Genomic DNA, 25,815 nt, shown 5'->3' with positions numbered 1-25,815 from the left:
GCTTTATTTTTTTCTATTTTGAGTTTTCTTGATTTTAGGCCTCGTTCCATTTTTTGATACGCCAGTGTCAATACAACTACTACATTTACAATCTGTTAGCAATACTAAGGTATGTGGTAAATCAGTGTATTCATTTTTCAAATCATCAAAATTAGAACAATTACCACCTTTTTTATGAACATCAAATATCCAAAATACAGACAAGCAAGCACCTGTTGCATTAGTGTATTGTATGAACTTTTTCTTATACTCCTGACGTTCTTTTTTATTTTTAAGTTCTTTATTGTGAAGCAGTTTAAGCTCTACCATAATAGGATTACATAAACCATATCGAATAAGAAGATCTGTACGCTTATTATCTTGTAGAGTAACCTCCCGATCTACACGAACAGCCTCTAATCCCATTTGGCAGCATTTATTGATGACGGTATTTTTCAACTCCCTCTGAATAAAATCTTCACTTAAAGCCTCTTGTCGTACTAAAGAATATATACCTTGGTCTTGTATTTCTTTTTGAACCTCAGAATAAATATAATTAAAATATCGTCTTAAATCGTTATCGTTCCGGATTTCCAAATGTGATTCTTTGACGCATTTATTGTATTGCTTAATAGCTTTACCAATTGTAATTTTTTCTTTTTTCAAATACATTATTTCAGCATTATCCATAATGTTGTTTACGAGAAAACTCGCATTTGTATCATTAAAATACGCCACCTTTTTTCTTAATTCTAATATATAAAAAATATTATTGGTATTTATAAAGAAAAAGCATATCTGATTAAGAAGATAGCTTGAGTATTCCTGTGTCTCTGAAGTTATACATAATGATAAGCCAAAATCAAACAAATCAAACATTTGTTCAATCAGTCTCTCATTATTTTTTATGCTCATAAAGCATTTGAACATCTGTGGATGTGTCATTTCTGATTCTTCCTTAGAAACCGCATATACATACCCAGTTTTACGACAAAGAGACTTTACAACATGATTTTTTAAATATTCAATCCTCCATGTCATTGCCTCTGGATCTTGATATTTTTCAATCATTATGTCATTACACTGCATTTTTATGCTTCCAATACTATCATCAGCAAGAGAATCGAACAATGCTCTGTAATTATTTATATTCCAATTACAGTACCCTTCAGATACAAGAGCTAAAGCTTTAGATGCAGCAATACTGTGACTAAAGTCTTGATTGGCTTTATATTGTTCGATATACTCTTCCACTTTATAGGACAAAGCATCAATTCCATAATCGGTAATACAGGTTAAAACATCCTCCGTACTAATATTCATAAAATCATCTTCCCTTGACTTCCACCATTCGACAAGTTGCTTCTTCTCATCATCACTAATACTACAAATAATAGACTTGTATATTTCCTTTATCTCGTTGGCCCCAGCATTCAAAGTACAGCAGACAACAGGTAAAGTCTTTATCAAAACAGTTCTATTTTCTTCCAACACTTTACGGAATCCTAACCGATAAATTGCATTAACAAAATACGGTATTTTAATTAAAGATGTAGATAGATTAAAAGAATTTTCGGATGTCTTCTTTAATGTCATTTCATCCAAATTTAGTTCTGTGAAAAATTTTGCAATAACATCCACAAAAGGTTGAATAAATTCCTGTTGTTGTATAAATTCTACATTTTTAGATACTTCAAATGCAGCTTCATACTTGTAGAATTCGTGTACATTTAGTTTTGAAAGGATTTGATAAGAATCAATAAGTCGCTGATATTCATGTGAATTTGTTTGACTTTCTACTTTTTTCTTTGAGTTTTCATCCCATCGTTCAAATGTCTCTGCATAACGTTTTATGTATTCGGATATAGAAATGCTCTTAACTTCATCATTTCTGATTTTACTAATAAGAGCAGTTAGAATATTGTCTATATGCCATTCTCCTATCTTTATTTCATGTAAAAGTTTGTCTAAAGAAGATATAAGTTCAGCATCAACAATTTCTGCATCAAAATGTCGAAATAAATCTTCTAAATCCCATACTCTATCAAAACTATCAATAAACAAGGATCCTGTTGTTTTCTCAAGCAGTATTTGTTTAATAATAGGATTGATCTCTGTATAGCTCATATACAGATGATTATTAATGAAACTCACAATAACTTTTGTCATGAGTTTTTTACTTTCTAAATCTATATCCCACGCAATATGAAATTGTTTCGTTAAATGCCACTCATAATGGATATGTAAAGTCCTATTATGATTAAAAAAATCACCAAGTTTATTAGCTTCTGTAATCTTATTATACGCATAAATAATTGTAGGACCATCCATTATAAATAGTACTGCATTTATTGCATATGAATCACTTGCATAGCAACTATCCAACCAGCAATCTACAACATTATTATTTGTAAATTTTCCATAGCCGGTCACTTCACAGTATTTTTCTTTCACTCTTTCAGTAAAACGACTGTATGAACCAGATAATTTGACAAGTTCGTCTTCATTTTTTAGTGCATTATACAAACTTAAAGCCACCAGTTGTTTTTCCTCATCGCCTGTTTGCATGAGAATATTTGCTGCATTATTCCAATGGTCGAAAACTTCTTTGCTCAGTTTGTCATCTTCGGCAATTACTTCCAATATAGTACAGATATTCGTTATTTGAATCTTATTAAGCCGTTCTACAGCCAATATTATTTTATTATTACAACTTGAAGTATAGCATTCTTGTAATAATCCGCAAATTGCCCCTCTCCAGTTAATATATACAGGTACACGTTGATAGTGGTCAAAAATGATGAAGAATAACTCTTCTTTCTGTTGAAGAGAAAGAAGAGAAGAATCTATATATTTCAGCAAAGTTTCAAATGGCTCATTTTCAAGATTAGATTCATATGCCACAATAAGTTTTAGCACATTAACAAATGTATGTATTTTATCTTCCGCATATGAAATATGAGGAATAACATCGTACCAGTTTATGTAAATACGTTTCAATTCTTTATGCACAGCAACATCATAAAGTACACTTTCAATATTGTCCTGCCTACATAATTCTTTAGCAGCAAGATATTCCTGTAGTTCAGTATTTTCAAATTGCAATATCCCATTTGTTTCTTTTAATATACGACTCTCAAAGAATAACAAATCAAAATTAGCAATAAGCATCTGTGTCATATTGCCTTCTACTTCATCTAAGACCGTATATAATTCATCTTTTGAAATTTGATCCTTTCTGCTTATTTCCATAATGAAAGCCACTTTTTCCAATACTCGTTGTATAAGAACTTTAACACTTTCATTATTCGTAGTGTTCGGATAAACATCTATGGCTGTTTGTATTGAACGGACAATCATATACTCAAAAAGTTCTCCGACATTTAAACATCCTCCTTTTTTCTCATCATACTCCAATAAAAATGTCAAATATCTAGGAACTGTTAGAAGCTCTTTTAACTTTGCGCTTTTACTGATATTTTCGTTTGTTATATTCGAACATCTACAATTAACAACATCACTTACAATATGCTCACTCAACCTGCATAATTCAATAAAAATTAAATCACTGCAAACTGAGAAATGCTTTTTATAAGATGCCACATAATGCTTTCTACAAGTAAATAGCACCTTTGTTTCGGGATTATTTTCCCTATATTGTCTTATTGAAAGTAAAACAGTATGGAATATATTTCCCTCAACCTCGTCCAAGGCATCTATTATGCAGAAATCCTCATTGGTCGGAGCGGATTCTAAATTAAATTTAGATGCAGGACATAAATACAAATGACCAGAAATTTGCTTCTTTATTTCATCAACAAGCCGACTCTTTCCAATACCAGGTTCACCCACTATACAAACAAATTTTTCTTGAAGCAATTTGTCTATTGACAAATTTTCTTCGACACCAAACAACGAAGTGGTTCTGTTATTCTCTAACAGATCATACACATTTTGATACCTGACTATTTGAGGTGTAATATAATTTTCCATTCTTTATGTACCAGTCTTATCATAAAATAACTATAGAGCAAAGATAACCCTTTTTCCTGATCTAATAATCATAGATAAGCAGGAATATTGAACTAATTCGCAATTTCAATGGAAAATCATATAACTTGAATGATGTCTGAATAAAATAAATTCATTACTTTTGCATGGTAAGGTAAATAATAAACCAAAATGGAAGAGACGAAAGATATAAATCGAATCAAAGTCGTTCTTGTTGAAAAGAAGCGAACCAACAAATGGCTGGCAGAACAATTGGGCAAGGATCCGGCAACAGTGTCTAAATGGTGCACGAACACCTCACAGCCCGGATTGGAAACTCTGTTGCAGATTGCCAATGTGCTGAATGTTGATGTGAAAGAGTTGTTGAACTCCTCGTTGGAGGAAAGCATCCAGACTGTCAGACTCGTTAAATGATAATACGTGGATATGAACAAAACGGAATTATACAATAAGATAGTGCAGCTCGATGGACTGACAAACGAAGAAAAGTCGGAACTGTTGGGCCTGCTGCGCAAGCAAAAGAAGTATGGGCTTGTGTGGGAGGATAAGCCGGAGGATGTGGAGGAGCGTTTGCGGGATGAGTTGCCGGTATTGATAGAGGATGCCATGAAAGCCATAATCAGCGATGATGCCAATGCACCGAACCATATCCTTATCGAGGGTGATAACTTGGAAGCCCTGACCTCACTTGCCTACACGCATGAGGGAAAGATTGATGTTATCTATATCGATCCACCGTACAATACGGGAAACAAGGATTTTGTCTATAACGACTGTATTGTTGACAAGGAAGACAGCTACCGTCATTCCAAATGGCTGTCGTTTATGAACAAGCGGTTGCGTATTGCAAAACAACTGCTGTCTGACCGTGGCGTTATCTTTATCTCAATTGATGATAACGAACAAGCGCAATTGAAATTGCTGTGTGATGAAGTGTTCGGAAATAATAATTTTATAACCAATATTATATGGCAGTCAACAGCAGGCTCTAATACAGGGAATGAAATTGTAACAACAACAGAATATGTTTTAGTCTATACTGCAAATCGTTCAAAAGCTCATTTTGACGGACAGCCACCTTCAGATGATACATTTAAACTAACGGATGAACATATCAAAGAGAGAGGACATTATACTTTGGATAAACTTGATCGAAGACGAGTAGGGGGACATTATTCAGAAGCACTTAATTTTCCAATTAAAATGCCAGATGGAACTTTACGATACCCGGGTGGAGGACAACAACAGAATGAAGGATGGAACTATTTATGGAGTAAAACAAAAGTTCAATGGGGGTTAGATAATGATTTTATCGTTTTTAAGAAAAACAAAAATGAATGGGCAGTATATTGTAAGCGTTACCAAAAAGTAGATAACTCTAACAGACAGGTAGATAGGACAACACCTTATAGGAATCTAATCACATCAGATTTGTTCAACACAGCCCAAGGTACAGCAGAAATAGCTAATATTTTTGCTATTAGACCTTTTGCTTTTCCAAAGCCATCAACCTTTGTGAAATTCTTACTATCCTCAGCAGTTGTAACATCACCTAACGCTATGGTTCTTGACTTCTTTGCCGGCTCCGGTACCACCCTTCACGCCACTATGCAACTCAATGCTGAAGATGGCGGGCACCGCAAGTGCATCCTCGTCACCAACAATGAGAATAACATCTGCGAAGAAGTGACCTACGAACGAAACAAACGGGTAATCAATGGCTACACCACACCTAAAGGTGAAGAAGTCACCGGCTTAAAGAACAACACACTGCGCTACTATCGTACAAGTTTTGTCGGCAGAAGCCGGAGCATGAAGAATATGCGTCAACTGATGAACCTCTCCACCGATATGCTCTGCATTAAGGAAGACCTCTATACCGAACAGACAAAATTCGGTGAACAACCGACCTACAAGAATGTGTTCCGCTATTTCGACAATGGCAAGAAGCGTATGATGATTATATATAAGGAAGAGGCCGTGCCGCTGTTGGCAGACCTTATCCGAAAGACTGATTACGAGGGGAAGATGCGCGTGTATGTGTTCTCGCCAAGCGAAGACCCGTGGGAAGGTGAATTTGAAGAGGTACAGGACAAAGTGCAGCTTTGCGCTCTTCCGCAGGCCATATACAACGCCTACAAGCGCATCCTGCCAAAGAAAAAAGACATCACTCTTGAACAAGAAAACGATGCTGCCAGCAATGACGACAAAGCATTCAACGGTATGCTTAATTTTGATGAAAAGGAGGACGAGCAATGAACGAGCAGCAGGATAAAGGAAACATCATACTCTACCAAACCCCAGATGGGCAATCGAAGATAGAAGTAACCCTGTCGGGCGATACGGTGTGGCTCACTGCCGACCAAATGGCAGAACTGTTTCAGAGAAATAAGTCCACCATCTCACGGCACATAAAAAACGTGTTTGAAGAGGGTGAGTTGCAGGCAGATATGGTTGTTGCGTTTTTTGCAACAACCACTCAACACGGAGCTATCATAGGTAAGCAACAAACGCATCAAACAGCCTTTTACAACCTTGACATGATAATCAGCATAGGCTATCGTGTAAAGTCACATCGTGGCGTCCAGTTTCGTATATGGGCTACAAATGTACTGCGCGAATATATCGTGAAAGGATTTGCCCTGAACGATGAACTGCTGAAACGTGCCGGAGGTGGCAACTATTTTGACGAATTGCTTGCACGTATTCGCGACATCCGCTCATCCGAAAAAGTGTTCTACCGAAAGGTTTTGGCAATCTATGCGTTAAGCATAGACTATGACCCACGGGCAGAAGCCACACAACTCTTTTTCAAGACCGTACAGAACAAGATGCACTTTTCCGCTCACGGACACACTGCCGCTGAAGTAATATATGAACGTGCCGATGCAGAAAAGGATTTCATGGGATTGACCTCGTGGACAGGCGCAATGCCTAAACGTACTGATGCAGAGGTAGCGAAAAACTATCTTTCGGCTGATGAATTGGATACGCTCAATAGAATAGTCAGCCTATACCTTGATTTTGCTGAACTGCAAGCCAAGTCGCACCAGCCCATGTATATGAAAGACTGGATTCAGAAGTTGGACGACTTTCTCAAACTATCCGGGAAAGAACTACTTACCCATGCTGGCAGAATATCGGCAGAAATAGCCAAACAGAAAGCCGATATGGAATATGATAAGTTTAAGGAACGGACCATGTATGAACTATCGCCTGTGGAAATTCATTTCTTGGAGAATTTTGAAAAGGAACAGAAAAAATTAAAGGAATAGACGGAAAACAATGAAGAATTTAGCATATCAACAGAAAGCCGTAACCGAATTGGTAGATAAAACTATCCGCCTGTTAAACCTTGGAGGGCAGCGCAATAAATTAGTGTTCGAGGCGACTACCGGAGCCGGAAAGACCGTGATGGCTTGCCAGATGCTGGCAGGACTGATGGACGAATTGCACGACCGTGGTGACAGCCGTTACCAGGAAGTGGCATTTATATGGTTTGCCCCACGCAAACTGCACATACAGAGTTATGAAAAATTGAAAGGCGCATTCGAGGAGACACGCACGCTTCGCCCGGTAATGTTCGATGAACTGGACCAGAATGAAGGTATCCGTCCCGGTGAAATACTCTTTGTAAACTGGGAAAGCGTGAATAAGGAGAATAATGTAATGGTACGTGAGGGTGATTGTTCACTTTCGCTTTACGAAATAACCGACAGGACGAAAGAGGAATTCGGCCTACCTATTGTAGCCATCATTGATGAGGAACACATGTTCTGGTCGAAGACAGCGGACAAGTCGGCTGCCGTGCTCGATAGAATCAATCCGACTGTGGAGATTCGTATTTCTGCCACTCCCAAAACTGCCAATCCAAAGGAAAAGGTCACGGTCTATCGTCAGGATGTGATTGCTGCAGAAATGATAAAAAAGGAAGTGGTGCTCAATCCGGAAATAGAGCTGAATTTCAGTGATGAACTGGAACTCAATGCCAACCTTATCAAAGCGGCATTGGACAAGCGTAACCAGATAGCCGAAGCGTATAAAGCGGTAGGTTCCAACGTCAATCCCCTGCTGTTGATTCAGTTGCCTAACGACACCAAAGAGAGTATGACAGCCGAAGATACAGCCATCGCCGACCAAGTAAAGAAATATCTTGAAGTGATGTGTGGCATCACAACAGACAATCATCGGCTGGCAGTATGGCTTGCCGGCGAGAAAGAGAATCTGACAGACCTTGAAAAGCCGGATAACCTGACAGAGGTATTGCTTTTCAAAGAGGCGATTGCCTTGGGTTGGGACTGCCCTCGCGCAGCGGTATTGCTCATCTTCCGCAAATTGCAAAGCGACCAGTTTACCATACAGACAGTGGGGCGTATCATGCGTATGCCGGAGCAGAAACATTATCAAAAGGAGATACTGAACTCCGGCTATGTGTTTACCGACATCGCAAAGGACAAGATACAGATTGTTACGGCGGATGCCGGATATATCTTGAACAATACCATTACCGCGCATCGCCGTGAGAATCTGAAAAATGTAAACTTACCGTCAAGCTATACAGAACGCCCCAATGTAGAACGTAACTATTTAGGCCCGGACTTCCGTAAGGTGTTACACGAAGAAGCCCGCAGGTTTTGGGACTTTGTGGAAGGCAACTTGCTGTTCTCGTTGGAGGAGTTGGCCAAGTTGGATAATGATGAAGAAAGCAATACATTGCCGGATAGCGATGACCTTCAAATCAATGAAAACAGGAAAAAGGTGGCTAACTCCTTGCGCCTTGATGTAAAGAACATCAATATCGAGATACCGCAAGATGTACACTTCCAAAATGAAGAACAGGTGCTGGAAGTTGATACTGTAAAATACGCGAGAAAAGCCACGGAGATAGACCGTGTGTTTATGGCATACATTGCCACTAAAGGCCATCAGTTCGAGAGCAAAGGAAGAACTGACAAAATAGCAAGTTACCTGTTAGAGATACTTGCCGATTTCTTTGGAATCTATGAGACGGAAGCCAAAAAAGTGGTACTCTACCATTCGAACCGCCCCAAATTCGACCGTATCATCGACTCCGCTTTGGAAAGGTATGCCCGTATCCGTGACAAGGCCCGCAAAGAATCGGCAGCAAAAAGAGTATTCAGGAAATACGGCTGGGAAGTGCCGGAAGAACGGACATACGATAACGAAACAAGTCACATAGAAGAAACCGGTAATCATGCGCTACTGCCATTTGTGCAACTCAATCAGGCTTCGAATCCGGAAAAAGATTTTGTTGCCTATTTAGAACAGAACAGCCAATACATAGACTGGTGGTATAAGAACGGGGATAAAGGCAAACAGCATTACGCCATAGAATATACCACCGGAGACGAACAGGCAAAATCACTCTTCTACGTGGATTTTGTAATCCGGATGAAGAACGGACATATCTATCTGTTCGATACCAAAAGTATAGGCAGCGATGTGTTTGCGTCCGACAAGCATAACGCCTTGTTGCAATACATAAAAGAAAACACAACGGAAGAACAGCCGCTCTACGGTGGTGTCATTCTTCGGAAGGATGAAAACTGGTTGTTCTCGCCGCTTCCCATAAAGAACACTACCGACACATTGAACTGGAATTGTTTCTATCCTCAAAACGCATGATGATTATGGCAAAAGGAATAGACCCCAAATTTGTACACTATGGCATCCGAAAGGATGACTTGGCTATGATAGAGGCAATCTGTGAAAAAGAAGAGATTGACTTTGATTGGCTTAGTGAAGACATACTTAAAGCGTATCACGCTAAGAAAGTAGATGTGATAGAAATGAGTGACAACGATACGGAAGAGATTATCCGTAACGCCATTCAGAAAATTCGTCAATAAAATTTAGATGCCATGCTCATACAGAAAATAAAAATAAGCAACTATAAAACCTATCTGGCCCTCGACCTTGATTTGACGGTGGATGATGACAGGCCAATCATCCTTATCGGAGGATCGAATGGTGGTGGTAAAACGACTCTATTTGAAGCCATCAGTGGGGCTTTGTACGGGTTGAAAATAGAGAGCAAAGAACATTTCATTGAATTGCTCAATCAAGGTGCTATAAATACAGCGAAGCCGGAGATAAGTCTGCAAATAACATTTGTAGGCAAAGTATTAGGACAACAGCAAAAATACATCTTGAAAAGAACCTACGTGCTTAATCCACAAGGAAGACCTCTCGAAAGTGTCTCTCTCAACATGAATGGCAATATGTATGTGTATGGTACCATGACAGCCGCCAAAGACAGACTACGTGCCGAACAGGAGATAAACAAAATCATCAAGGCTAATCTTCCCCAGGAACTCAGCCAATATTTCTTGTTTGATGCCATGCAATCGAGCGAACTACTGAAAAAGAACGTCTTTCAGCAAACCATTCGAGATAACTTTGAAAACGTGCTCGGTTTCAAAAAATATCTACAACTAAAACACGCATCAGAAAAACTCCAGCAGGAATGGGCGCAACAACGTTTAGAAGCAGAAAAGGAAGCAAAGGAATACAATGCCTTATGCGGTCAAAAGGAACAGTTGATAAGTGAGTTGAATGAATGTCTTGCCGAACAAGACAGGCTGTACAAATATATGACTTCGGTAGAAGAAGAGTATCAACGTGCAAAAGAAGGTGCGCAACAAACAGCCAACCTGAACAAACGCATACAAGACATTGACGGCAAAATAAAAAACATCACTGACGAAGCTGCAAATTATGCAGAGGTCTTGAAGTCGTTTGTAGAGAACATTGAAATCAATGTGTTCCTGCCCAAACTGGCATCAAACCTGTCGCAGGAAATCAACAATCTTCTCCGTGTAAAAGAGCAGCTACAAAAACAGAATACCGGTGCCTATCCGATAGAAACGTTACGTGATGTAACCTCCAAAATTATAGAATATCTAAAAGAACTGTCCCTATGTAGTCATGCGGTGGATGAAGAAAATGTAGTAGCACATATGGTAGCTTTACAGAATGCTACCAATACAGAAGATCCATATGATTATTTAGACGATTCGGAAGTAACTGCTCTTCGTGAACTGCCCGGCAAAGGCGGTCATAACCAGTTCGTTTCTATCGACAGAAAAAGACAAGAATTAGAGGTTCAATTAGCGAACATAGATAATTTGAAATCAGAAAAGCGCACATTGGAACAGACTCGTTCCGGTGGAAATAGTATGCTGATAGCCAATTATGAGGAAGCCAAACATAATATAGAAAAGCAAAAATCGCTGGAAGGCAACTTGAAAGGCGAAATCCAACGTTTGGAGAAACGCATTCATCAATACGATGTACAGATACAGCAAGAGCCGGATTTGAAGTATGACACATTGATGAAACTTCGTCCATTCTTCGACAAAGTGGCAGATATGCTTTTGAAAAAGAAAAAAGCACAGATAGAAACGGAAATGCAAGAGCAACTAAACAAGTTGCTTGTTTCCTATAAAGGACATGTTGGGCGTGTTGAGTTATCCGATAGTATGGAAAAATTCAATATTAAGCTATACCATACAGCCGGAAATGAAATCTCATTGAATCAACTCAACGCTGCATCCAAGCAGATATTCATTCAAGTTCTTTTGAAAGTGCTTCGTAACTTAGGCGACTATAATCCACCGGTGATGATAGACACGGTGATGGGCGTACTTGATAATGAAAGCCGTGATGCACTTATGGAAGAGTATTTCCCGCAGTTGGCAGAACAGACAATTCTGTTGTGTACCACTTCGGAAATCAGAACGGACAGCGACTATATAAAGTTAGAGCCATTTATCTCAAAGACCTATACCCTACATAGGAATGTGGAAGAGCAACGGACAACCATAGATGAAGGCTATTTTGGTATCACGCTTAATCAGTAGTAACGACATGAGTATCATCAATTTTTCAAATACACGTCAAATGGAAGGTCTGCTGGATGAAATCAGTCCTGTCAAAGATCTGATGGAGAATAAAATCAATCTGTCTCGTATTGTGGACAGAGAAAAGCGTGTGAGTCTTACCCTCAATAAGGTAATGAGAATCTGTTTCATTGTGGGACTGAGTATTCCTGCCGAGCGAAAAGAGGAAGAATTTAAGGACATTCAGCTTTCAACAAGTTCTGCACGTATTGTCCCCAGTTTCTTTACCATGCACGACTTGTCAACCCTATATGCAGCTCTTTTGAAATTACGATATTCAAGTTTGAATATTGACTGGACCCAGAACGCCACCCTTTCACGTATCATAGCAGCGGAAATGCTTCGTGGTCGTGATTATCTGATAAAAGAAAACAATTTGGATACATATTTGTATTCTATGGGCAGCAAGGTGGCTATGACAAAAGACATTCCAGTGCTTAATCTACTTGTGGGTAACTATGGAGACGAGGAAATGGAAGCGAACCTTGACATCAACAGCCGCAACATTACCAACTCTCAAATTATCATAGCTGGAGCTACCGGATCTGGAAAAACAAACTTGTTAGCTGTATTGATGCAGCAATTTAGAGCGTTGTCTTCCGAATCGCAATATCCTGTAAATTTTCTGTTATTCGATTATAAAGGAGAATTTAGCGATATCCAAAACAATCATTGGCTCTCTCACTTTGATGTGGATCGCAGTTGCATACTTGACCCCATCGAGCATCCGCTTCCATTCACTCCGTTCAAAGACTTTACAGGGCGACCTATCAACGAAATCAATCTCTATTCGTCTGAAATGGCATCAGCTCTCTGTTCCATTGACAGAGTTTCGGCAAGTGCCAATATGAATAACCGGCTGAGTGAGGCTATTGTTGAAGCATATAAGAAAACCAGCGGATCGCCTATCACATTCACAATGATGTTGAAGGAATATCAAGCTAAAATGACCGACCCTGCAAAAGACGACAGTATTTCGTCTGTACTTAAACAGTTGGTACGAGCCAATATATTTGAGGAAGAGGACAAAGCTGATTTGATTGGTGATTGCTATATCATCAAGATGGATGGTTATCCGAAGGACGGGCCTATTGCCAAGGCAATCGTGTACTTCTTAATCTCTAAGCTGAATAACATCTATGAACAGTTAGAAAAGCAAGCAACAAACGACGATGTGGTTCAGATACGCCATTTCTCCATTATAGACGAAGCTCACTATATGCTTGACTTTGACAATCGTCCTCTGCGTAATCTGATTGCCGTAGGTCGAAATAAGGGATTAAGCATCATTCTTGCCACACAAAATATGAGTAGTTTCAAGAGCAAAGGATTTGACTTTTATGCCAATGCTCAATATCCGCTCATTATGAAGCAGCAAACTATTGATGACAAGGTTATCAAGGATTTATTTGGTGTAAGTGGCAATGAACTTCAAGAAATTCGCACTGCCATTGCTGGGCTTCAAAAGGGAGAGCTGATAATCAAAGACCAAATGGCTTTTGCACTGAGTATGGGCAAAAAGTACAAGAAAATCAATGTAACGCACTTGATATAAGCAAGATTAGATTATGATAAAATTACCTTTCGAAATAATCCAACTTTTGTGGAGTTGTGGAAACAATCGAGTTGAGCATCTTAACGGATTTGCTACTGAATTTAGTGAAGCTACATTTGATATTGTTTCCACCTCACCCTTTGTTATACGCGCAAATAATACAGAAATACTTCTTACGCGAGATGAAAATGATCATAGTATTGATGGTTATCAATATGTCGTATTAACAAACAAGATACCTCGCAAAAGTGAATTTCTTAGAGGAAATATTTTATCTATCAGATGGATTAAACACCCCAAAATAGACACCTTACGTCCTGAGGAAATAACAGCTTCTTGGAGAGGTAAATTCCTTTATAAGAAGGAAAATATTCAAGAATCCATTTTAGGGCTTCGTGCTCCGCAACTTGGAGCTATATATGCGTTTATGTCAAAGGCTCAAATTCATCATGGCAGAAATATAATAGTCATGCCAACTGGGACAGGAAAGACAGAAACCATGTTAAGTATCCTCATTGCGAATCAATGTGCCAAAGTACTTGTAACTGTTCCATCTGATGCGTTAAGAGACCAATTAGCAAATAAATTTTTTACTTTGGGCGTACTTCACAAATTTGGAATAGTTACAAGTGATTGCTCTTATCCGAATGTTGGTATTGTTAAGGAAGGTATGGATTATAATGGTTGGTACACTTTAATTGAAAAATCAAATGTTATAATCACGACTATGCCTCTTATTACAAATTGCGAATCGGAGATTATAAATTTATTAAAGGAAAACATAAGTCATCTATTTGTTGATGAAGCACATCACTCCGAAGCTAAAACATGGAGCGAGTTCATCGACTCTTTTGATGATGAAAAAGTCACACTATTTACCGCAACTCCATTCAGAAATGATAGCCGAAGATTAAAAGGAGATTTTATATATAACTTTTCCTTAAAAGATGCACAATCGCAGGGATATTACAAACCTATAAAATTTATTCCAATAAGGGAGTATGATTTAATTCAAGCTGATAAACATATAGCCGAGGTAGCTGTTAAGCAACTCCGTTCTGATATGGAGAATGGATACGACCATATTCTTATGGCTAGATGCAGTACAAAACAAAGAGCCAAGGAAGTAATGGAGATATATCAGCAATACTCTGATTTAAATCCGGTGATGGTATTTAGTTCAATGCCAAACCAAAAATCAATTTTAAACAACATAAAAGACAAAAAACATAAAATTATTGTCTGCGTAAATATGTTGGGAGAAGGATTTGATATGCCTGAATTAAAGATTGCAGCAATTCACGACGCAAAGCAGAGTTTACCAATCACCTTACAATTCATAGGTCGATTTACACGTACATCATATGATTCTAACCTTGGAAATGCAAGTTTTATTACGAACATTGCATATCCTCCAATATTGGAAGAGCTAGAAGAACTATATGCTAAGGATGCAGATTGGAACAGCTTGTTGCCACTCCTAAATGATGGAACGACTGAACAAGAAAAAGATTTTAATCAATTCATCCAGTCATTTAACAATTTGGAATTATCAAAAATTCCATTCCAAAGTATAAATATTCCATTAAGTGCAGTCATATATCGAACTTCAAACACGTGGAATCCCAAAGCTTGGGAAAATATACTATCTCCTGAGATTTATGATTATCGTTTCGGAAGTAGCACCACAGATGGAGATACATTAGTTGTAATCGGAGGCAGCATTGAAAATGTTGATTGGGGTAATGTCGAATGTGTACAGAATTTACTTTGGAATATTCTTGTCATTCATAGATATTGTACACCCAAATATAACCACGCCTACGTATATAGTACTTTAAGTGAAACGGATGAGATAGTAAAGGCGATTTTTGGCGAAGATGATACCTGTAAAATTTCAGGGCACTGTGTATTTCGTGTCTTCCACGATATAAGACGTTTTGCCATTGTTAATTTTGGAGGAAGAAAAGCTCGAATGGGTAATGTTTCGTTTAAGTCTTACTATGGGAAAGATGTTCAAGAAGGTATTTCCATGACTGAGCAAAAACAATTAACGGCGAATAATTTGTTTGGTAACGGCTATAGACGTGGAGAAAGGGTTAGTGTAGGTTGTTCTGTAAAGGGGAAAATATGGAGTCATACAAGAGGTAATCTACTTGAATACACAAAATGGGCTAGAATGATTGGGAAGTTAGTTGAAAATGAGAAAATAGATCCTAATTCTTTTATCAATAACACTTTAAGAGTTCAAGCAATTTCTGAATTACCCCAAATTGCACCTATTGCAATTGATTGGGACCCGGAATTATACAGAGATTACCCAGAGCATGGAATATTCTTATCTCATAACCTTGTTGACTATCAATTATGGTATGCTACTATTGAATTAGCGGATTACGAGATAAAGAGCACAATTACGTTTAATATACTTATTGAGGATTCTAAATTCACCTATATAATCGAGTATTCCGAACAGGATAGCCGCCCAATATATCGCGTTAAACAGATACGGGGAAATAAACTAAAAATGAGATATGGTACTCGTCTCTATGATGATATTTGTGATTATTTTAATAATGACGATGCAGCACCTGTTATATATTTTGCTGATGGTTCATGTCTTTATGCTAATAATTTAGTGCGTGTAAATTCCGATATTATCCCATTCCCTCAAGAAAAATTGATAGGTATAGATTGGGCGGATACTAAAATTGAAAATGAATCACAACATGTAGTACCTTATGAGACGGACTCTATTCAATACTATTTTTCAAGATACATCTCGGAAAAATTCGATCTGATTTACGATGATGACGGTAGCGGAGAAATTGCAGATTTAATAGGATTCAAAAATGAAAATAATGCAATACACATGCATTTATTTCATCTCAAATACGCACATGGAGGAAAAATAAGCAATATGATTTCAAATTTTTATGAGGTTTGCGGACAAGCTCAAAAATGCTTAAAATGGAACGATAGAGATAAAAGTCGCCAATTATTTAATCGTCTTTTTGCTCGGAAGATAAAAAAATATCAAGGAAGAGAATGTTCTAGAATACTCAAAGGGACTGAAGAAGAACTCGAACAATTAAGCTCACAGGTGAACTGGAAAAAAGATCTGATTATGCACATCAATATTGTGCAACCAGGATTAAGCTGTTCAAATCCAAGCCCAGACATACTTAATTTGTTGGGTTGTGTCTCTTCATATATTAAGGATGTATCAAATATTGATTTGAACGTATATTGCAATCTATAAAAACATTGTTTTAACAACTATAGGATATGAAGCCAATACGAGTATTTTTATTAAAAGGGAAAGAAAGCATGATTGACCACGTAAAGAGCATCCAAACTTTAGGATGTGCTTACTGGAAAAAGTCTCGCAATAAAAAATTGGAAGTTGGGGATATATGCTATTTATATCTTATCGGTAAGGGGCATTATCAAGTACGCTATCGTCTTGAAGTCGTTGATACAAGTTGTGTTCGTGAAGATAGTTCTTGTTGGATTACGCCATTTCAGGCTGATGAAAATTGTTATAAACTAATACCGACTTTTACAATGTACGAAGGCAAGGAATTGTCATTAGATACATTGGAAGAGATCGGTATCAATCGACACACGCAATTCAAAGAGCTCAATGAATTTCAGGAAGATTTTTTAAACAAGTATTTTGAATGATATGAGTATGCCCAATGATACAAGACCACAAATTATCAACGTGACACGCAAGCCATCAAAATGTCCGGTTTGTGGCAGTGAAGTCGTTGATATTGTGTATGGCACCGGGGATATGACGGAAATGGATTTCATGCTTGAATATCGCAAGACCGCCATTATGGGTGGCGACAATATACCTCTCCGTCCACCTATTTGGTGCTGTTCGTGTGGATGCAAACGATTCAGAAAAGTAAACGAAGACGGAACGGATGCTCCTGTAAAGGTGAAAATGTTGAAAAACATCCGCAAGGCACCGGTGTCTAAAATCATCTGGACATCCCAAATGACAGAAAGAGCATTAGAAAACGATTGCATTTCTGTGATACATCAATACCAGTTAGAGATTACCACCGAACTTGACGAGCATGAGACCTTGAAAGTCTCAGCAGTGAGCGGCAGTGATGCAGAAGACCTTGCAATGGAATTGGTTACTAAAGGAATGATAGGACTTAAAGGTCGTAAGTGCGTAAAAATAGACACCCACGTATGATTCATCCAAAAGATGGGACAGCGTCCCACTTATTGGATTGGGACTGAATATAATCAAGGACTATACAAGGATTGATATAATCTCCTTTATGACGAATGGTCAGATGCAGATGTTCCCCGGTGCTGCGGCCTGTACTGCCGGTTATGCCTACCACTTCCCCTGCCTTGACTATTTTCCCTTTCGACACAGAAACCTGCGACAGGTGACAATAGCTGACGGTGAAGTTGCCATGTTGTAACGTGACATACTTTCCGGAGACTTTATCCTGTCCTACCTTCAGCACTCTCCCCTGCATCATGGCAAACACCTTGGCACTCCGGGCATGGAGGTCAATACCGTTGTGAAACTTCCTTTTTCCGGTGAACGGATCCTTGCGATAGCCATATGGTGAATTGATCTTGACATACGAGAGCGGATAGCATACGCTGAGATAGCGTGCTACCTGCTCTTTCTTTTTTGAGTCCGCACTTGACAAAGCAACCTTGTCGGGTACGGACTTCTCGTTTTCAGAGGTGATGCTTTCGGGTGTCGCCTCTGTTCCGTTTGACGTCCGGGATGGGGTTTCCACAGCGACTTTATAGTGATTGCCCGGACAGGAAACCGTGTTGAACTGCGCTTTCACATGGTTCCCGGATAATAACAAAAGAAGGGCTATAACGATTCGTGTATTACTCATAGATGCAAATGTAGGAACAGTTCTCCGACCGTGCCAAAAGATGTCTTGATTTACCTCCAAAATATAACATTAAATAAGTTCAGAGTATGAATACTGCATTATAATCATACTTAAAGCATAAATAAACACAAATAATTAGGCTATTTAGAACTACACTAATTGAAGTATGAACAATAGTATATACCTTTGCCAAAGTATAATCAAAATATCATATTAAAGTATGAAACAAGTACGATTTGAATTTGAAGAACTGCCTTACGAAACTCTCTCGCAGTTCGGACTCACACAGGAAATGATTGAAGACCTTCCTATGCGCATTTTGGAAGAACTCAGTCACGGCAGGCACTCGCCTGTGCTTCCCATCAAGGTAAACGATGATAACGGAAACACGGTCACCGACCATAGCCGATTCGCTTTCGTGCGCAAGGAGAACGGAGAAGCCGATGTCGTGTTCTACCCGGTGCTGAAGAAATCCTCCTTGGAGAAGTACAGCGAGGAACAACAGAAGCAGCTCCGTTCCGGCAAAGTCATTCTTGCCGACACGGTAACGGCTGACGGGCGAAAGACAAAAGCCTTCGTACAGATCGATACCGAGACCAATCAGGTCATGTCCGTCCCCACGCAGGTCATCGCCCGGAACCTTCAGGTGATGGCAGAAGAACTGAAACTCAGCAATGCCGAAATCAAGGTGATGCAGCAGGGCGAACCGCTGACCTTTGTGATGCAAGACGAGCCTGTAACAGTCGGCATCAGCCTGCACGAGAAGGACGGCATCCGCTTCTGTCAGGGAGACGCCAAGAAATGGAACGAGCAGACCAAAAGAGAATGGGACAAATACACCTTCGGCTGTTACGGTTGCTGGATGATGGACGATGACGGCAATCTCGACTATATTCCGGAAGAGCAATACACGGAAGAACTCTGGAACGAACAGAAAAAGAGTGCCCAACGCAATATGGGTGCTGGACTTCACAAGTAAAACCTTTCAAACACTGTAATTATGGCACAAAACACCTATTATCCCGAAGAAGTGCTCATCGAGAAGATGGAGCGCGGAGAATACGGCTGGCTGGATTACGTCAACCACTTTTCTGCCGAATGGCAGGAAGAACTGGTGGAATACTGCAAGGCGCACTCGCTCACGATTGACGATACGGCAGCCGAGCAATTCGTCCACTACAAGAGTGAACAATTAGAAGCCGCCATGGAAAGCGGTGAAGCATAAACACGGACTATGGCAATACGAACCAACACAAACCCGATGAGACCGGACTTGCAACCCGAAATGCGTGCTCTTTTGATGCGCAACGGTATGCAAGCCCATGTCGTACCTGTGGGTGACAGCTACCAGCTGGTAGTACAGGGGCACGATTCCCCACTGTTACGATACCCCATCAGCAGGCAGCAGATGCAGGCCCTGACCGACTGGGGAACGAACCATGCCAACAAGAAAGCCTACGAGACCTTCACGGACATCGTAAAGGAGGATTTTGATATGCCCCGCAACTTCGTCCACGCACGCAACGCCAACGGTCGTGTGGCAATGGGACTTCACGGCTACCGTATCGGCATCGGTGAGTATGGCAGGGTCGGCAGGTACGGTATGCCGCCCCCTTTCCTCGGATGGACTCCCAGACAGCAGGAAGGCTATCACTTGCGCAGAGTCGGCGGCCGGCTTTTCTATGCAGGTACACCTATGGTGGCAGAACGCCCGGACGGGCGCATGAAACCCGGCGAATTGCAATCGGGCGGTTACGGATTCTACTACAAAGGGCATCGGCAACCGCAAGAGCAGGTACAGCCATTCCAGCAGGATGTCTTGCAGGATTTGCAGGCAGTCATCACCCCGATGGTAAACAAGCCAAGAAGCGAAGAACCGGCAAAGCCTTACAAGGAGCTGATTACCTCACCCGTCTATTTCTCCAATGAGAAATGGCAAGAATGCCTTTCGTCACACGGCATCATCGTGGATACGGAAGCCGGAACACTGACCATCCAGTCGGAGAAAGTCAGTGCCGATATGGTCTATGACCTGACAGAAGAGGAATTATCCGCACTGACCTCCAATTCCATTGAAGAGCATCCGGTTGAAAAACGCCTGGAGATTCTGAACAATGTCATTCAAAATGACTATTCCGATAAGGTCACATTGGAATCTCTGAACAGCAAGGAGCGCATCAGCATTGCCCTGCATCCCGAAGTGGAGCAGGATCTGGCTATGCGGAACCGGCAGGAACAGGACTTGCTCCTGCCATTGGAATCCGATAACAGCCTTGCACCGCACTCTACCGAACAGACCGTACTGCAAGAAGACGAACATATCATCAGAGAACCACAAGAAGGAGCCTTGATTGACGGACGGGACTTGTCATACATCAACGAAAACAAAGGCTGGTACCGGGAAGGAGAACACGGACGTGAAGTGGAAGTGGAAGCCATCGCCGTACAACCAGCAGAAACAGAGGGCAAATACAAGATGACCGCCATTATCAACGGAGAACCCATCACCCATGAAATCAGCCAGAAACAGTACGACAAGTTCCTGGCAGTCGATGACTACCACCGCATGAAGCTCTTTTCCAAGATATTCAACGAAGTGGATATGAAGACCCGTCCCGAAATGAGCAGCGGATTGGGGACGAAGATATTCGCCGCACTTGCCGCAGGTGCGGTTGTGTTGTCGGATGTCGCCCACGGGCTGCACCATCCCTGTCCGGAATTTTACGGAGAGCGTTTCAGTTCCGCACCTCGTCCTTATTTCAAGCCGGGAGTGGACTCGCCGATGGATGTGGCAGCAAGGAACTTTGAAGCGCAGATGAACAAGGAGGTGGCAGAGATGCGCAGAGGATTTTAAGGAATAAAAGGAACACGGAAATGGCAAACGGAGAACTGACATACGATGACTTCCTGCAACGGCTAGACATTCAGGATATACTGATGGACGCAGGCTATCACCTGAACAAGCGTGACGGCTTGCGTTATCCGTCCTATATCCGCACGGACAGCAACGGCACACGCATCCGGGGTGACAAGTTCATCGTCACACCGAACGGCAAATGCTGTTTCCAGCCACCACAGCAAAAGCTCTATAATATCATATCCTTTATCAAGGCATTCCCTGAGAAGTTTGCGGAACACCGGAACGGCGTCTCTCCAGACAGGTTGGTCAACCTTGTCTGCAACAGGCTGTTGAACCAGCCCATCAATGACAGACCTTTGCGTATCATCCAACCCAGACAGGAGAACACTCCGTTCAGGCTGGATGATTACGACATCCACCGTTTTGACGTAAACGACAGGGAGACTCACAAGCGTTTTTATCCCTACTTCAAGAACCGTGGCATCGACATCTTCACACAACGGGCTTTTGCCGACCATTTCTTTCTGGCTACCAGACACCGTTCAGACGGTTTGGCGTATGCCAACCTTGCCTTTCCGCTGGTACTTCCCAAAGAGCCGGACAAGATTGCAGGACTGGAGGAACGCGGCCGTCCCAAGATGGACGGTAGCGGAAGTTACAAAGGCAAAGCCGAGGGCAGCAACAGCAGCGAGGGCTTGTGGATAGCCAATTTCAGCGGTGAGCCTTTGCAAAAGGCAGGCGGCGTTGCGTGGTTTGAAAGTGCCTACGATGCAATGGCTTTCTACCAGATACACAGGAATGGTTTTCGGGACAACCCTGACCTTTCCAAGAAAAGCGTGTTCGTCTCCACGGGTGGCACTCCCACCGATATGCAGATTCGCGGTATGCTTTCCGTCACTCCGGATATAAACCACTACTTGTGTTTCGACAACGACAGTGCCGGGCGTGAGTTCGTGAAGAAGTTCCAAGCCATAGCGGAATCCATGCACATCAATTCCGACCGTATAAAAGTCTTTCCCTTGATGCCCTGTTACAAGGACTGGAACGATGCCCTGCTTGGCAAGACAAGCGAGGAATACCTTGACAGCATCAAGGACGCGATTATCCCATTGGGGGCAGCACTCGGTACAACGGGGTGTGCAACTGACAAGGAAGAAGAACACCGACAACCAAATATACACAGATAAGAGCCATGCAACAACCGATATACAGAGAGATTTCACTACGACCGCAAACGGCACAGTTCTTCATCGACGAACTGCCCTTGCTGTTGCTTTGTCCCGTGGGACTGGTCTATGGAGGAATGGAGAACGCCCCTCTTGCATCTATCGCCACCCTCCTTGCCGTTCTCCTTTCCCTCATTTTGATTTACCGGCTTATATACCTGAAACGCATACGCTATCACATCGGTAGCGAACAGCTGACTGCCGAGCATGGCGTGTTCCAACGCAGTATCGGTTACATCGAATTGTACCGTGTGGTGGACTTCCACGAACAGCAGAGCTTATTGCAGCAGATTTTCGGGCTAAAGACTGTCACGGTGTTGTCAATGGACAGGACCACGCCCAAGCTGGAATTGACAGGTCTGCCCAAACGAATCAATATCGTGGATATTATCAGAGAGCGTGTAGAGTTTAACAAACGACGAAAAGGAATCTATGAGATCACCAATCACTAAAATAACGATGCTCCTATTCGGCATCATCTTGTCTGTCACGGCGAAGGCGCAGATTGTCACGACCAATCCGTTGGAATATGTGGCATTGGCAGAAGGCAACGAATTGATTCTCGGCAAAGTAAAAGACCAGATGGACGGGCAGAAGAAAACCGCCCTTTTGCAGAATACCATTGCCGCAGAGTTCGAGCAGATGCGCCAGTGGGAGAAGAAATACAACAGCTACCTTAAAACGGCAAGCGGTTTCGCATCCTCGCTGAAAGCCTGTACCCACCTGTACAATGACGGTGTGAGGATTTTTATCTCGCTATGCAAGTTGAAGAAAGCCATCAGCGACAATCCACAGGGTATTGTCGCCGCAATGAGCATGAACAACCTGTATATCGAGACCGCAACCGAACTGGTAACGGTATTCTCCCTGCTCCGTGATGCCGTGGCAAAGGGAGGCAAGGAGAATATGCTTACGGGAGCGGAACGGAGCCAGACCCTATGGGCATTGAACGACCAACTGTCCGCATTCCAAAAGAAACTCAACCTGCTTTACCTGAGCATCAGGACTTACACGATGACTGACGTGTGGAACAACGTGACGGCAGGAATGCTGGACAGGAACAATGGTGAAGTGGCACGAATGGCAATGAACAGGTGGCGCAGGGCGGCAACGGTAAGATAAAAAGATGGAGGAAAGAGAAAATGAGACGGGCAATCTTTATCATAATCACACTGCTGTGCATAGGCGTGAAAGTCCACGCGCAGATAGACCCCACCCTTGCCGGAATGGTTCTCATCTATACCGAAAAGTCCAAGAAGACCTTGAAGAACCAAGAGAAAATCATGCTCCTGCAAACCACCGGACACATCTGGACGAAAGAGGAGGTGGAAGCCGTCACCGACCTGCAACGGGAGTTCAATGATTATCTGGATTCATTCCGTTCGGTCATCAGTTACGCCGCACAGATATACGGCTTCTATCACGAGATAACCCATCTCACGGAAAACATGGGAGAGTTCACCGGGCAACTCAGGAAAAGTCCTGCCAATGCCGTGGCAGTAGCACTCTCCACGAACCGGAACAAGATATACCGGGAACTGATATACAACTCCATGGAAATTGTCAATGACATACGCACGGTCTGCCTGTCAGACAACAAGATGACGGAGAAACAGCGGATGGAAATCGTGTTCGGAATCCGTCCCAAGCTGCAACTGATGAACAAAAAGCTGCGACGGCTGACCATGGCGGTGAAATACACCTCGATGGGTGACGTGTGGGCAGAAATCACGGAACGGGAACAACCCAAAGCCAACAAAGCAGAGATAGCCAGGTCTGCCATGAAACGGTGGAAACGAAGCGGAAAGGCCGGTGCTTTTTAACATAACGGGAATATAAAAACAAAAAGATATGGGATTCTGGAGTTCATTATTAAAGACAGGCGGTAAAGCCGCAGGAGCGACAGGCAAAGCCGTTGGTGGAGCCGTATTGCACCCATCACAGACCTTGCGAGGGGCAGGAAGCGCATTGAAGACGGCAACCGTAGGAGCCGCGGCCGGATATGTCGGCTGGGAGAAACTGACCACCGACAAGAGCGTGGTGCGCATCGTGAGCGATGCCGTCATAGGAGAAGACACCACCAACGCCATCAGCGGCACGGCGAAAGCGGCTACCGAAACGGTAAACAAACTTACCGGCAAAGCCGAACAGACTTTTGACAGCGTGAGCCAAGCGTCAAGTTCGCTCTCTTCCACGCTCGATGGAGCGTCCAATTTTTTAAGTGGTGTTTCCAACGGGAATGCCGGGAATATGTTAGGCAACTTTTTCAGCAACCTCGCGCATGGCAAAGTATCGGGATTAAGCATAGTCGGATTGATTGCTGGGGCATTCCTCGTGTTCGGACGTACAGGCTGGCTCGGCAAGATAGCCGGTATCTTCTTGACCATGATGATGATTGGCAACAACACCCAACGCCAGCAAGAAGCGTCCGTTACCGGCAATCAGCGTCAAGCCCGTCCACAGCAGGAACAGGAGGAACAGACCCATAGCGGAGGAATGAGAAGATAAGACAGTCATAACACAATAATATTCTACAAATGAAATACACGGAAGAAATGATTCTACAGTCCCCAAGCGGCTATTGTATGCCCTTTGAGGAAGAAAAGAATAAAGAAGTAACCTTGTCAAAAGGCTACGGGGAACAGAAAGATGCCGTCACCAGAGAGACATCCTTTCATCACGGCATAAACTTCCATGCCAGTCACCGCCCTTTGGCGGCAGTGGCAAGCGGTGTCGTGTCAAGTATCGGTACGGACAAAGAGCATGGTGTATATATTGTCATACGCTATGGCAAATACGAAGTGACCTATGCGCATCTTGCTAATATATTCATCCGTTTCGGACAAAAGGTAAAAGCAGGTCAGACGGTAGCCATCAGTGGAAATGATCTTCACATGGAAGTGGCGTTTGACGGCGAGGAACTGAATCCGATAGAGTTCCTGACCATGCTTTACGGTAATATCCAGGCACTCGGCAAATCGGGACACAGTGCGGCACACGAGTTCACTCCGTTTGACGGTGAGATTAAAACCAGGTACGACCGTGACAAGGAGGAAATCGAGGAACTGATGCTCCGCTTCCTTCCCGTCTATATGGAAGACCTGTTCCGTGGCGAGTACATCGTACCCGAATATACAGAACAGTCCCTGCGTAATGTGTTCACCGTGGGAGCGGCCAAGAACTACTTCTTTGAGTCGATGCCGAGCATGGCAAACCCTTTGGGCATAGGCAGCCGTGCCTTGCCTTTGGCCGGCAAGGTACAGAATCTCCTGATAGCGGACTTTCTCAATTATCTCGCTCTCAGGCACAATGTCTATCTCTCTACCATGAGCGAGGAAGTAAAAAAAAACTTCAATCCGAGGCAGTAGCC

General features: G+C 42.0%; 21 protein-coding genes. 19 read left to right on the top strand and 2 right to left on the bottom strand.

What is annotated here, in order from left to right:
- Positions 1-3 precede the first annotated feature (3 nt).
- Positions 4-3,972 carry an NACHT domain-containing protein gene (locus BSAG_RS13065; RefSeq protein WP_008775161.1) on the bottom strand — a complete coding sequence of 1,323 codons (3,969 nt, stop codon included), beginning with the start codon at positions 3,970-3,972 and terminating at the stop codon, positions 4-6.
- A 189-nt stretch (positions 3,973-4,161) separates the two neighbouring features.
- Here BSAG_RS13065 and BSAG_RS13070 point away from each other — a divergent pair, with 189 nt between their 5' ends.
- The 10 genes from BSAG_RS13070 to BSAG_RS13115 are packed head-to-tail and all read left to right on the top strand — an operon-like array spanning position 4,162 to position 17,683.
- A complete protein-coding gene (locus BSAG_RS13070) occupies positions 4,162-4,404 on the top strand; it encodes a helix-turn-helix transcriptional regulator (RefSeq protein ID WP_008771390.1) in 243 nt (80 codons plus the stop codon).
- A 12-nt stretch (positions 4,405-4,416) separates the two neighbouring features.
- The gene (locus BSAG_RS13075) at positions 4,417-6,249 is read left to right on the top strand and encodes a site-specific DNA-methyltransferase (protein WP_008771389.1); all 1,833 of its coding nucleotides are present in this window, start codon (positions 4,417-4,419) and stop codon (positions 6,247-6,249) included.
- On the top strand, positions 6,246-7,265 hold the full coding sequence (locus BSAG_RS13080; protein ID WP_008771388.1) for a virulence RhuM family protein: 1,020 nt from the start codon (positions 6,246-6,248) through the stop codon (positions 7,263-7,265). The genes BSAG_RS13075 and BSAG_RS13080 overlap by 4 nt, the downstream gene beginning before the upstream one ends.
- Before the next feature lie 10 nt (positions 7,266-7,275).
- Positions 7,276-9,636: a DEAD/DEAH box helicase gene (locus BSAG_RS13085; RefSeq protein WP_008771387.1), complete on the top strand. Its 2,361-nt coding sequence runs from the start codon at positions 7,276-7,278 to the stop codon at positions 9,634-9,636.
- Positions 9,637-9,641: 5 nt separating this feature from the next.
- Positions 9,642-9,860, top strand: a complete 219-nt coding sequence (locus BSAG_RS13090; RefSeq protein WP_008771386.1) for a DNA modification system-associated small protein — start codon at positions 9,642-9,644, stop codon at positions 9,858-9,860.
- Between the two features lie 12 nt (positions 9,861-9,872).
- Positions 9,873-11,873, top strand: a complete 2,001-nt coding sequence (locus tag BSAG_RS13095) for an AAA family ATPase (RefSeq protein ID WP_008771385.1) — start codon at positions 9,873-9,875, stop codon at positions 11,871-11,873.
- 7 nt (positions 11,874-11,880) lie between these two features.
- Positions 11,881-13,467: an ATP-binding protein gene (locus tag BSAG_RS13100; protein WP_008771384.1), complete on the top strand. Its 1,587-nt coding sequence runs from the start codon at positions 11,881-11,883 to the stop codon at positions 13,465-13,467.
- Between the two features lie 13 nt (positions 13,468-13,480).
- Entirely contained in the window at positions 13,481-16,729 is a 3,249-nt protein-coding gene (locus BSAG_RS13105; RefSeq protein ID WP_008771383.1) for a DEAD/DEAH box helicase, read from the top strand.
- A 26-nt stretch (positions 16,730-16,755) separates the two neighbouring features.
- On the top strand, positions 16,756-17,154 hold the full coding sequence (locus tag BSAG_RS13110; protein WP_008771382.1) for a hypothetical protein: 399 nt from the start codon (positions 16,756-16,758) through the stop codon (positions 17,152-17,154).
- Between the two features lies 1 nt (position 17,155).
- Positions 17,156-17,683, top strand: a complete 528-nt coding sequence (locus tag BSAG_RS13115; RefSeq protein ID WP_008997482.1) for a hypothetical protein — start codon at positions 17,156-17,158, stop codon at positions 17,681-17,683.
- A gap of 1 nt (position 17,684) precedes the next feature.
- On the opposite strand, the gene BSAG_RS13120 is transcribed toward BSAG_RS13115, so the two are convergent.
- Entirely contained in the window at positions 17,685-18,359 is a 675-nt protein-coding gene (locus tag BSAG_RS13120) for a M23 family metallopeptidase (protein ID WP_008771380.1), read from the bottom strand.
- Between the two features lie 220 nt (positions 18,360-18,579).
- On the opposite strand from BSAG_RS13120, the gene BSAG_RS13125 reads away from it, so the two are divergent.
- Genes BSAG_RS13125 through BSAG_RS13165 form a run of 9 tightly spaced genes read left to right on the top strand, consistent with a single transcriptional unit; the run spans position 18,580 to position 25,813 of the window.
- Positions 18,580-19,338, top strand: a complete 759-nt coding sequence (locus BSAG_RS13125; RefSeq protein ID WP_008771379.1) for a DUF4099 domain-containing protein — start codon at positions 18,580-18,582, stop codon at positions 19,336-19,338.
- A 21-nt stretch (positions 19,339-19,359) separates the two neighbouring features.
- Positions 19,360-19,584 (top strand): hypothetical protein, encoded by a 225-nt coding sequence (locus BSAG_RS13130; RefSeq protein WP_008771378.1) that lies wholly within the window; start codon positions 19,360-19,362, stop codon positions 19,582-19,584.
- A gap of 9 nt (positions 19,585-19,593) precedes the next feature.
- Positions 19,594-21,213: a hypothetical protein gene (locus BSAG_RS13135; protein ID WP_008997480.1), complete on the top strand. Its 1,620-nt coding sequence runs from the start codon at positions 19,594-19,596 to the stop codon at positions 21,211-21,213.
- A gap of 20 nt (positions 21,214-21,233) precedes the next feature.
- On the top strand, positions 21,234-22,406 hold the full coding sequence (locus BSAG_RS13140) for a toprim domain-containing protein (protein ID WP_008771376.1): 1,173 nt from the start codon (positions 21,234-21,236) through the stop codon (positions 22,404-22,406).
- Positions 22,407-22,411: 5 nt separating this feature from the next.
- Positions 22,412-22,897 carry a PH domain-containing protein gene (locus tag BSAG_RS13145; RefSeq protein ID WP_008771375.1) on the top strand — a complete coding sequence of 162 codons (486 nt, stop codon included), beginning with the start codon at positions 22,412-22,414 and terminating at the stop codon, positions 22,895-22,897.
- Positions 22,878-23,567, top strand: a complete 690-nt coding sequence (locus BSAG_RS13150; RefSeq protein WP_008771374.1) for a hypothetical protein — start codon at positions 22,878-22,880, stop codon at positions 23,565-23,567. The genes BSAG_RS13145 and BSAG_RS13150 overlap by 20 nt, the downstream gene beginning before the upstream one ends.
- A gap of 20 nt (positions 23,568-23,587) precedes the next feature.
- Entirely contained in the window at positions 23,588-24,268 is a 681-nt protein-coding gene (locus BSAG_RS13155) for a hypothetical protein (RefSeq protein ID WP_008771373.1), read from the top strand.
- Between the two features lie 28 nt (positions 24,269-24,296).
- Positions 24,297-24,953, top strand: a complete 657-nt coding sequence (locus BSAG_RS13160) for a hypothetical protein (protein WP_008771372.1) — start codon at positions 24,297-24,299, stop codon at positions 24,951-24,953.
- A gap of 29 nt (positions 24,954-24,982) precedes the next feature.
- Positions 24,983-25,813: a M23 family metallopeptidase gene (locus tag BSAG_RS13165; RefSeq protein WP_008771371.1), complete on the top strand. Its 831-nt coding sequence runs from the start codon at positions 24,983-24,985 to the stop codon at positions 25,811-25,813.
- Positions 25,814-25,815 lie beyond the last annotated feature (2 nt).

It is taken from the genome of Bacteroides sp. D1, assembly GCF_000157095.2.
Taxonomy (GTDB): Bacteria; Bacteroidota; Bacteroidia; order Bacteroidales; family Bacteroidaceae; genus Bacteroides; species Bacteroides xylanisolvens.
Note: the sequence above shows the minus strand (reverse complement) of the source record. Positions and strands in the feature narration are given on the sequence as shown.

Coding starts and splice junctions, on each gene's coding strand:
- BSAG_RS13140 (WP_008771376.1), top strand. CDS start 21,234: ATGGCAAACGGAGAACTGACATACGATGACTTCCTGCAACGGCTAGAC.
- BSAG_RS13110 (WP_008771382.1), top strand. CDS start 16,756: ATGAAGCCAATACGAGTATTTTTATTAAAAGGGAAAGAAAGCATGATT.
- BSAG_RS13100 (WP_008771384.1), top strand. CDS start 11,881: ATGAGTATCATCAATTTTTCAAATACACGTCAAATGGAAGGTCTGCTG.
- BSAG_RS13160 (WP_008771372.1), top strand. CDS start 24,297: ATGGGATTCTGGAGTTCATTATTAAAGACAGGCGGTAAAGCCGCAGGA.
- BSAG_RS13165 (WP_008771371.1), top strand. CDS start 24,983: ATGAAATACACGGAAGAAATGATTCTACAGTCCCCAAGCGGCTATTGT.
- BSAG_RS13090 (WP_008771386.1), top strand. CDS start 9,642: ATGGCAAAAGGAATAGACCCCAAATTTGTACACTATGGCATCCGAAAG.
- BSAG_RS13130 (WP_008771378.1), top strand. CDS start 19,360: ATGGCACAAAACACCTATTATCCCGAAGAAGTGCTCATCGAGAAGATG.
- BSAG_RS13065 (WP_008775161.1), bottom strand. CDS start 3,972: ATGGAAAATTATATTACACCTCAAATAGTCAGGTATCAAAATGTGTAT.
- BSAG_RS13135 (WP_008997480.1), top strand. CDS start 19,594: ATGGCAATACGAACCAACACAAACCCGATGAGACCGGACTTGCAACCC.
- BSAG_RS13150 (WP_008771374.1), top strand. CDS start 22,878: ATGAGATCACCAATCACTAAAATAACGATGCTCCTATTCGGCATCATC.
- BSAG_RS13155 (WP_008771373.1), top strand. CDS start 23,588: ATGAGACGGGCAATCTTTATCATAATCACACTGCTGTGCATAGGCGTG.
- BSAG_RS13120 (WP_008771380.1), bottom strand. CDS start 18,359: ATGAGTAATACACGAATCGTTATAGCCCTTCTTTTGTTATTATCCGGG.
- BSAG_RS13070 (WP_008771390.1), top strand. CDS start 4,162: ATGGAAGAGACGAAAGATATAAATCGAATCAAAGTCGTTCTTGTTGAA.
- BSAG_RS13115 (WP_008997482.1), top strand. CDS start 17,156: ATGAGTATGCCCAATGATACAAGACCACAAATTATCAACGTGACACGC.
- BSAG_RS13105 (WP_008771383.1), top strand. CDS start 13,481: ATGATAAAATTACCTTTCGAAATAATCCAACTTTTGTGGAGTTGTGGA.
- BSAG_RS13075 (WP_008771389.1), top strand. CDS start 4,417: ATGAACAAAACGGAATTATACAATAAGATAGTGCAGCTCGATGGACTG.
- BSAG_RS13125 (WP_008771379.1), top strand. CDS start 18,580: ATGAAACAAGTACGATTTGAATTTGAAGAACTGCCTTACGAAACTCTC.
- BSAG_RS13085 (WP_008771387.1), top strand. CDS start 7,276: ATGAAGAATTTAGCATATCAACAGAAAGCCGTAACCGAATTGGTAGAT.
- BSAG_RS13095 (WP_008771385.1), top strand. CDS start 9,873: ATGCTCATACAGAAAATAAAAATAAGCAACTATAAAACCTATCTGGCC.
- BSAG_RS13145 (WP_008771375.1), top strand. CDS start 22,412: ATGCAACAACCGATATACAGAGAGATTTCACTACGACCGCAAACGGCA.
- BSAG_RS13080 (WP_008771388.1), top strand. CDS start 6,246: ATGAACGAGCAGCAGGATAAAGGAAACATCATACTCTACCAAACCCCA.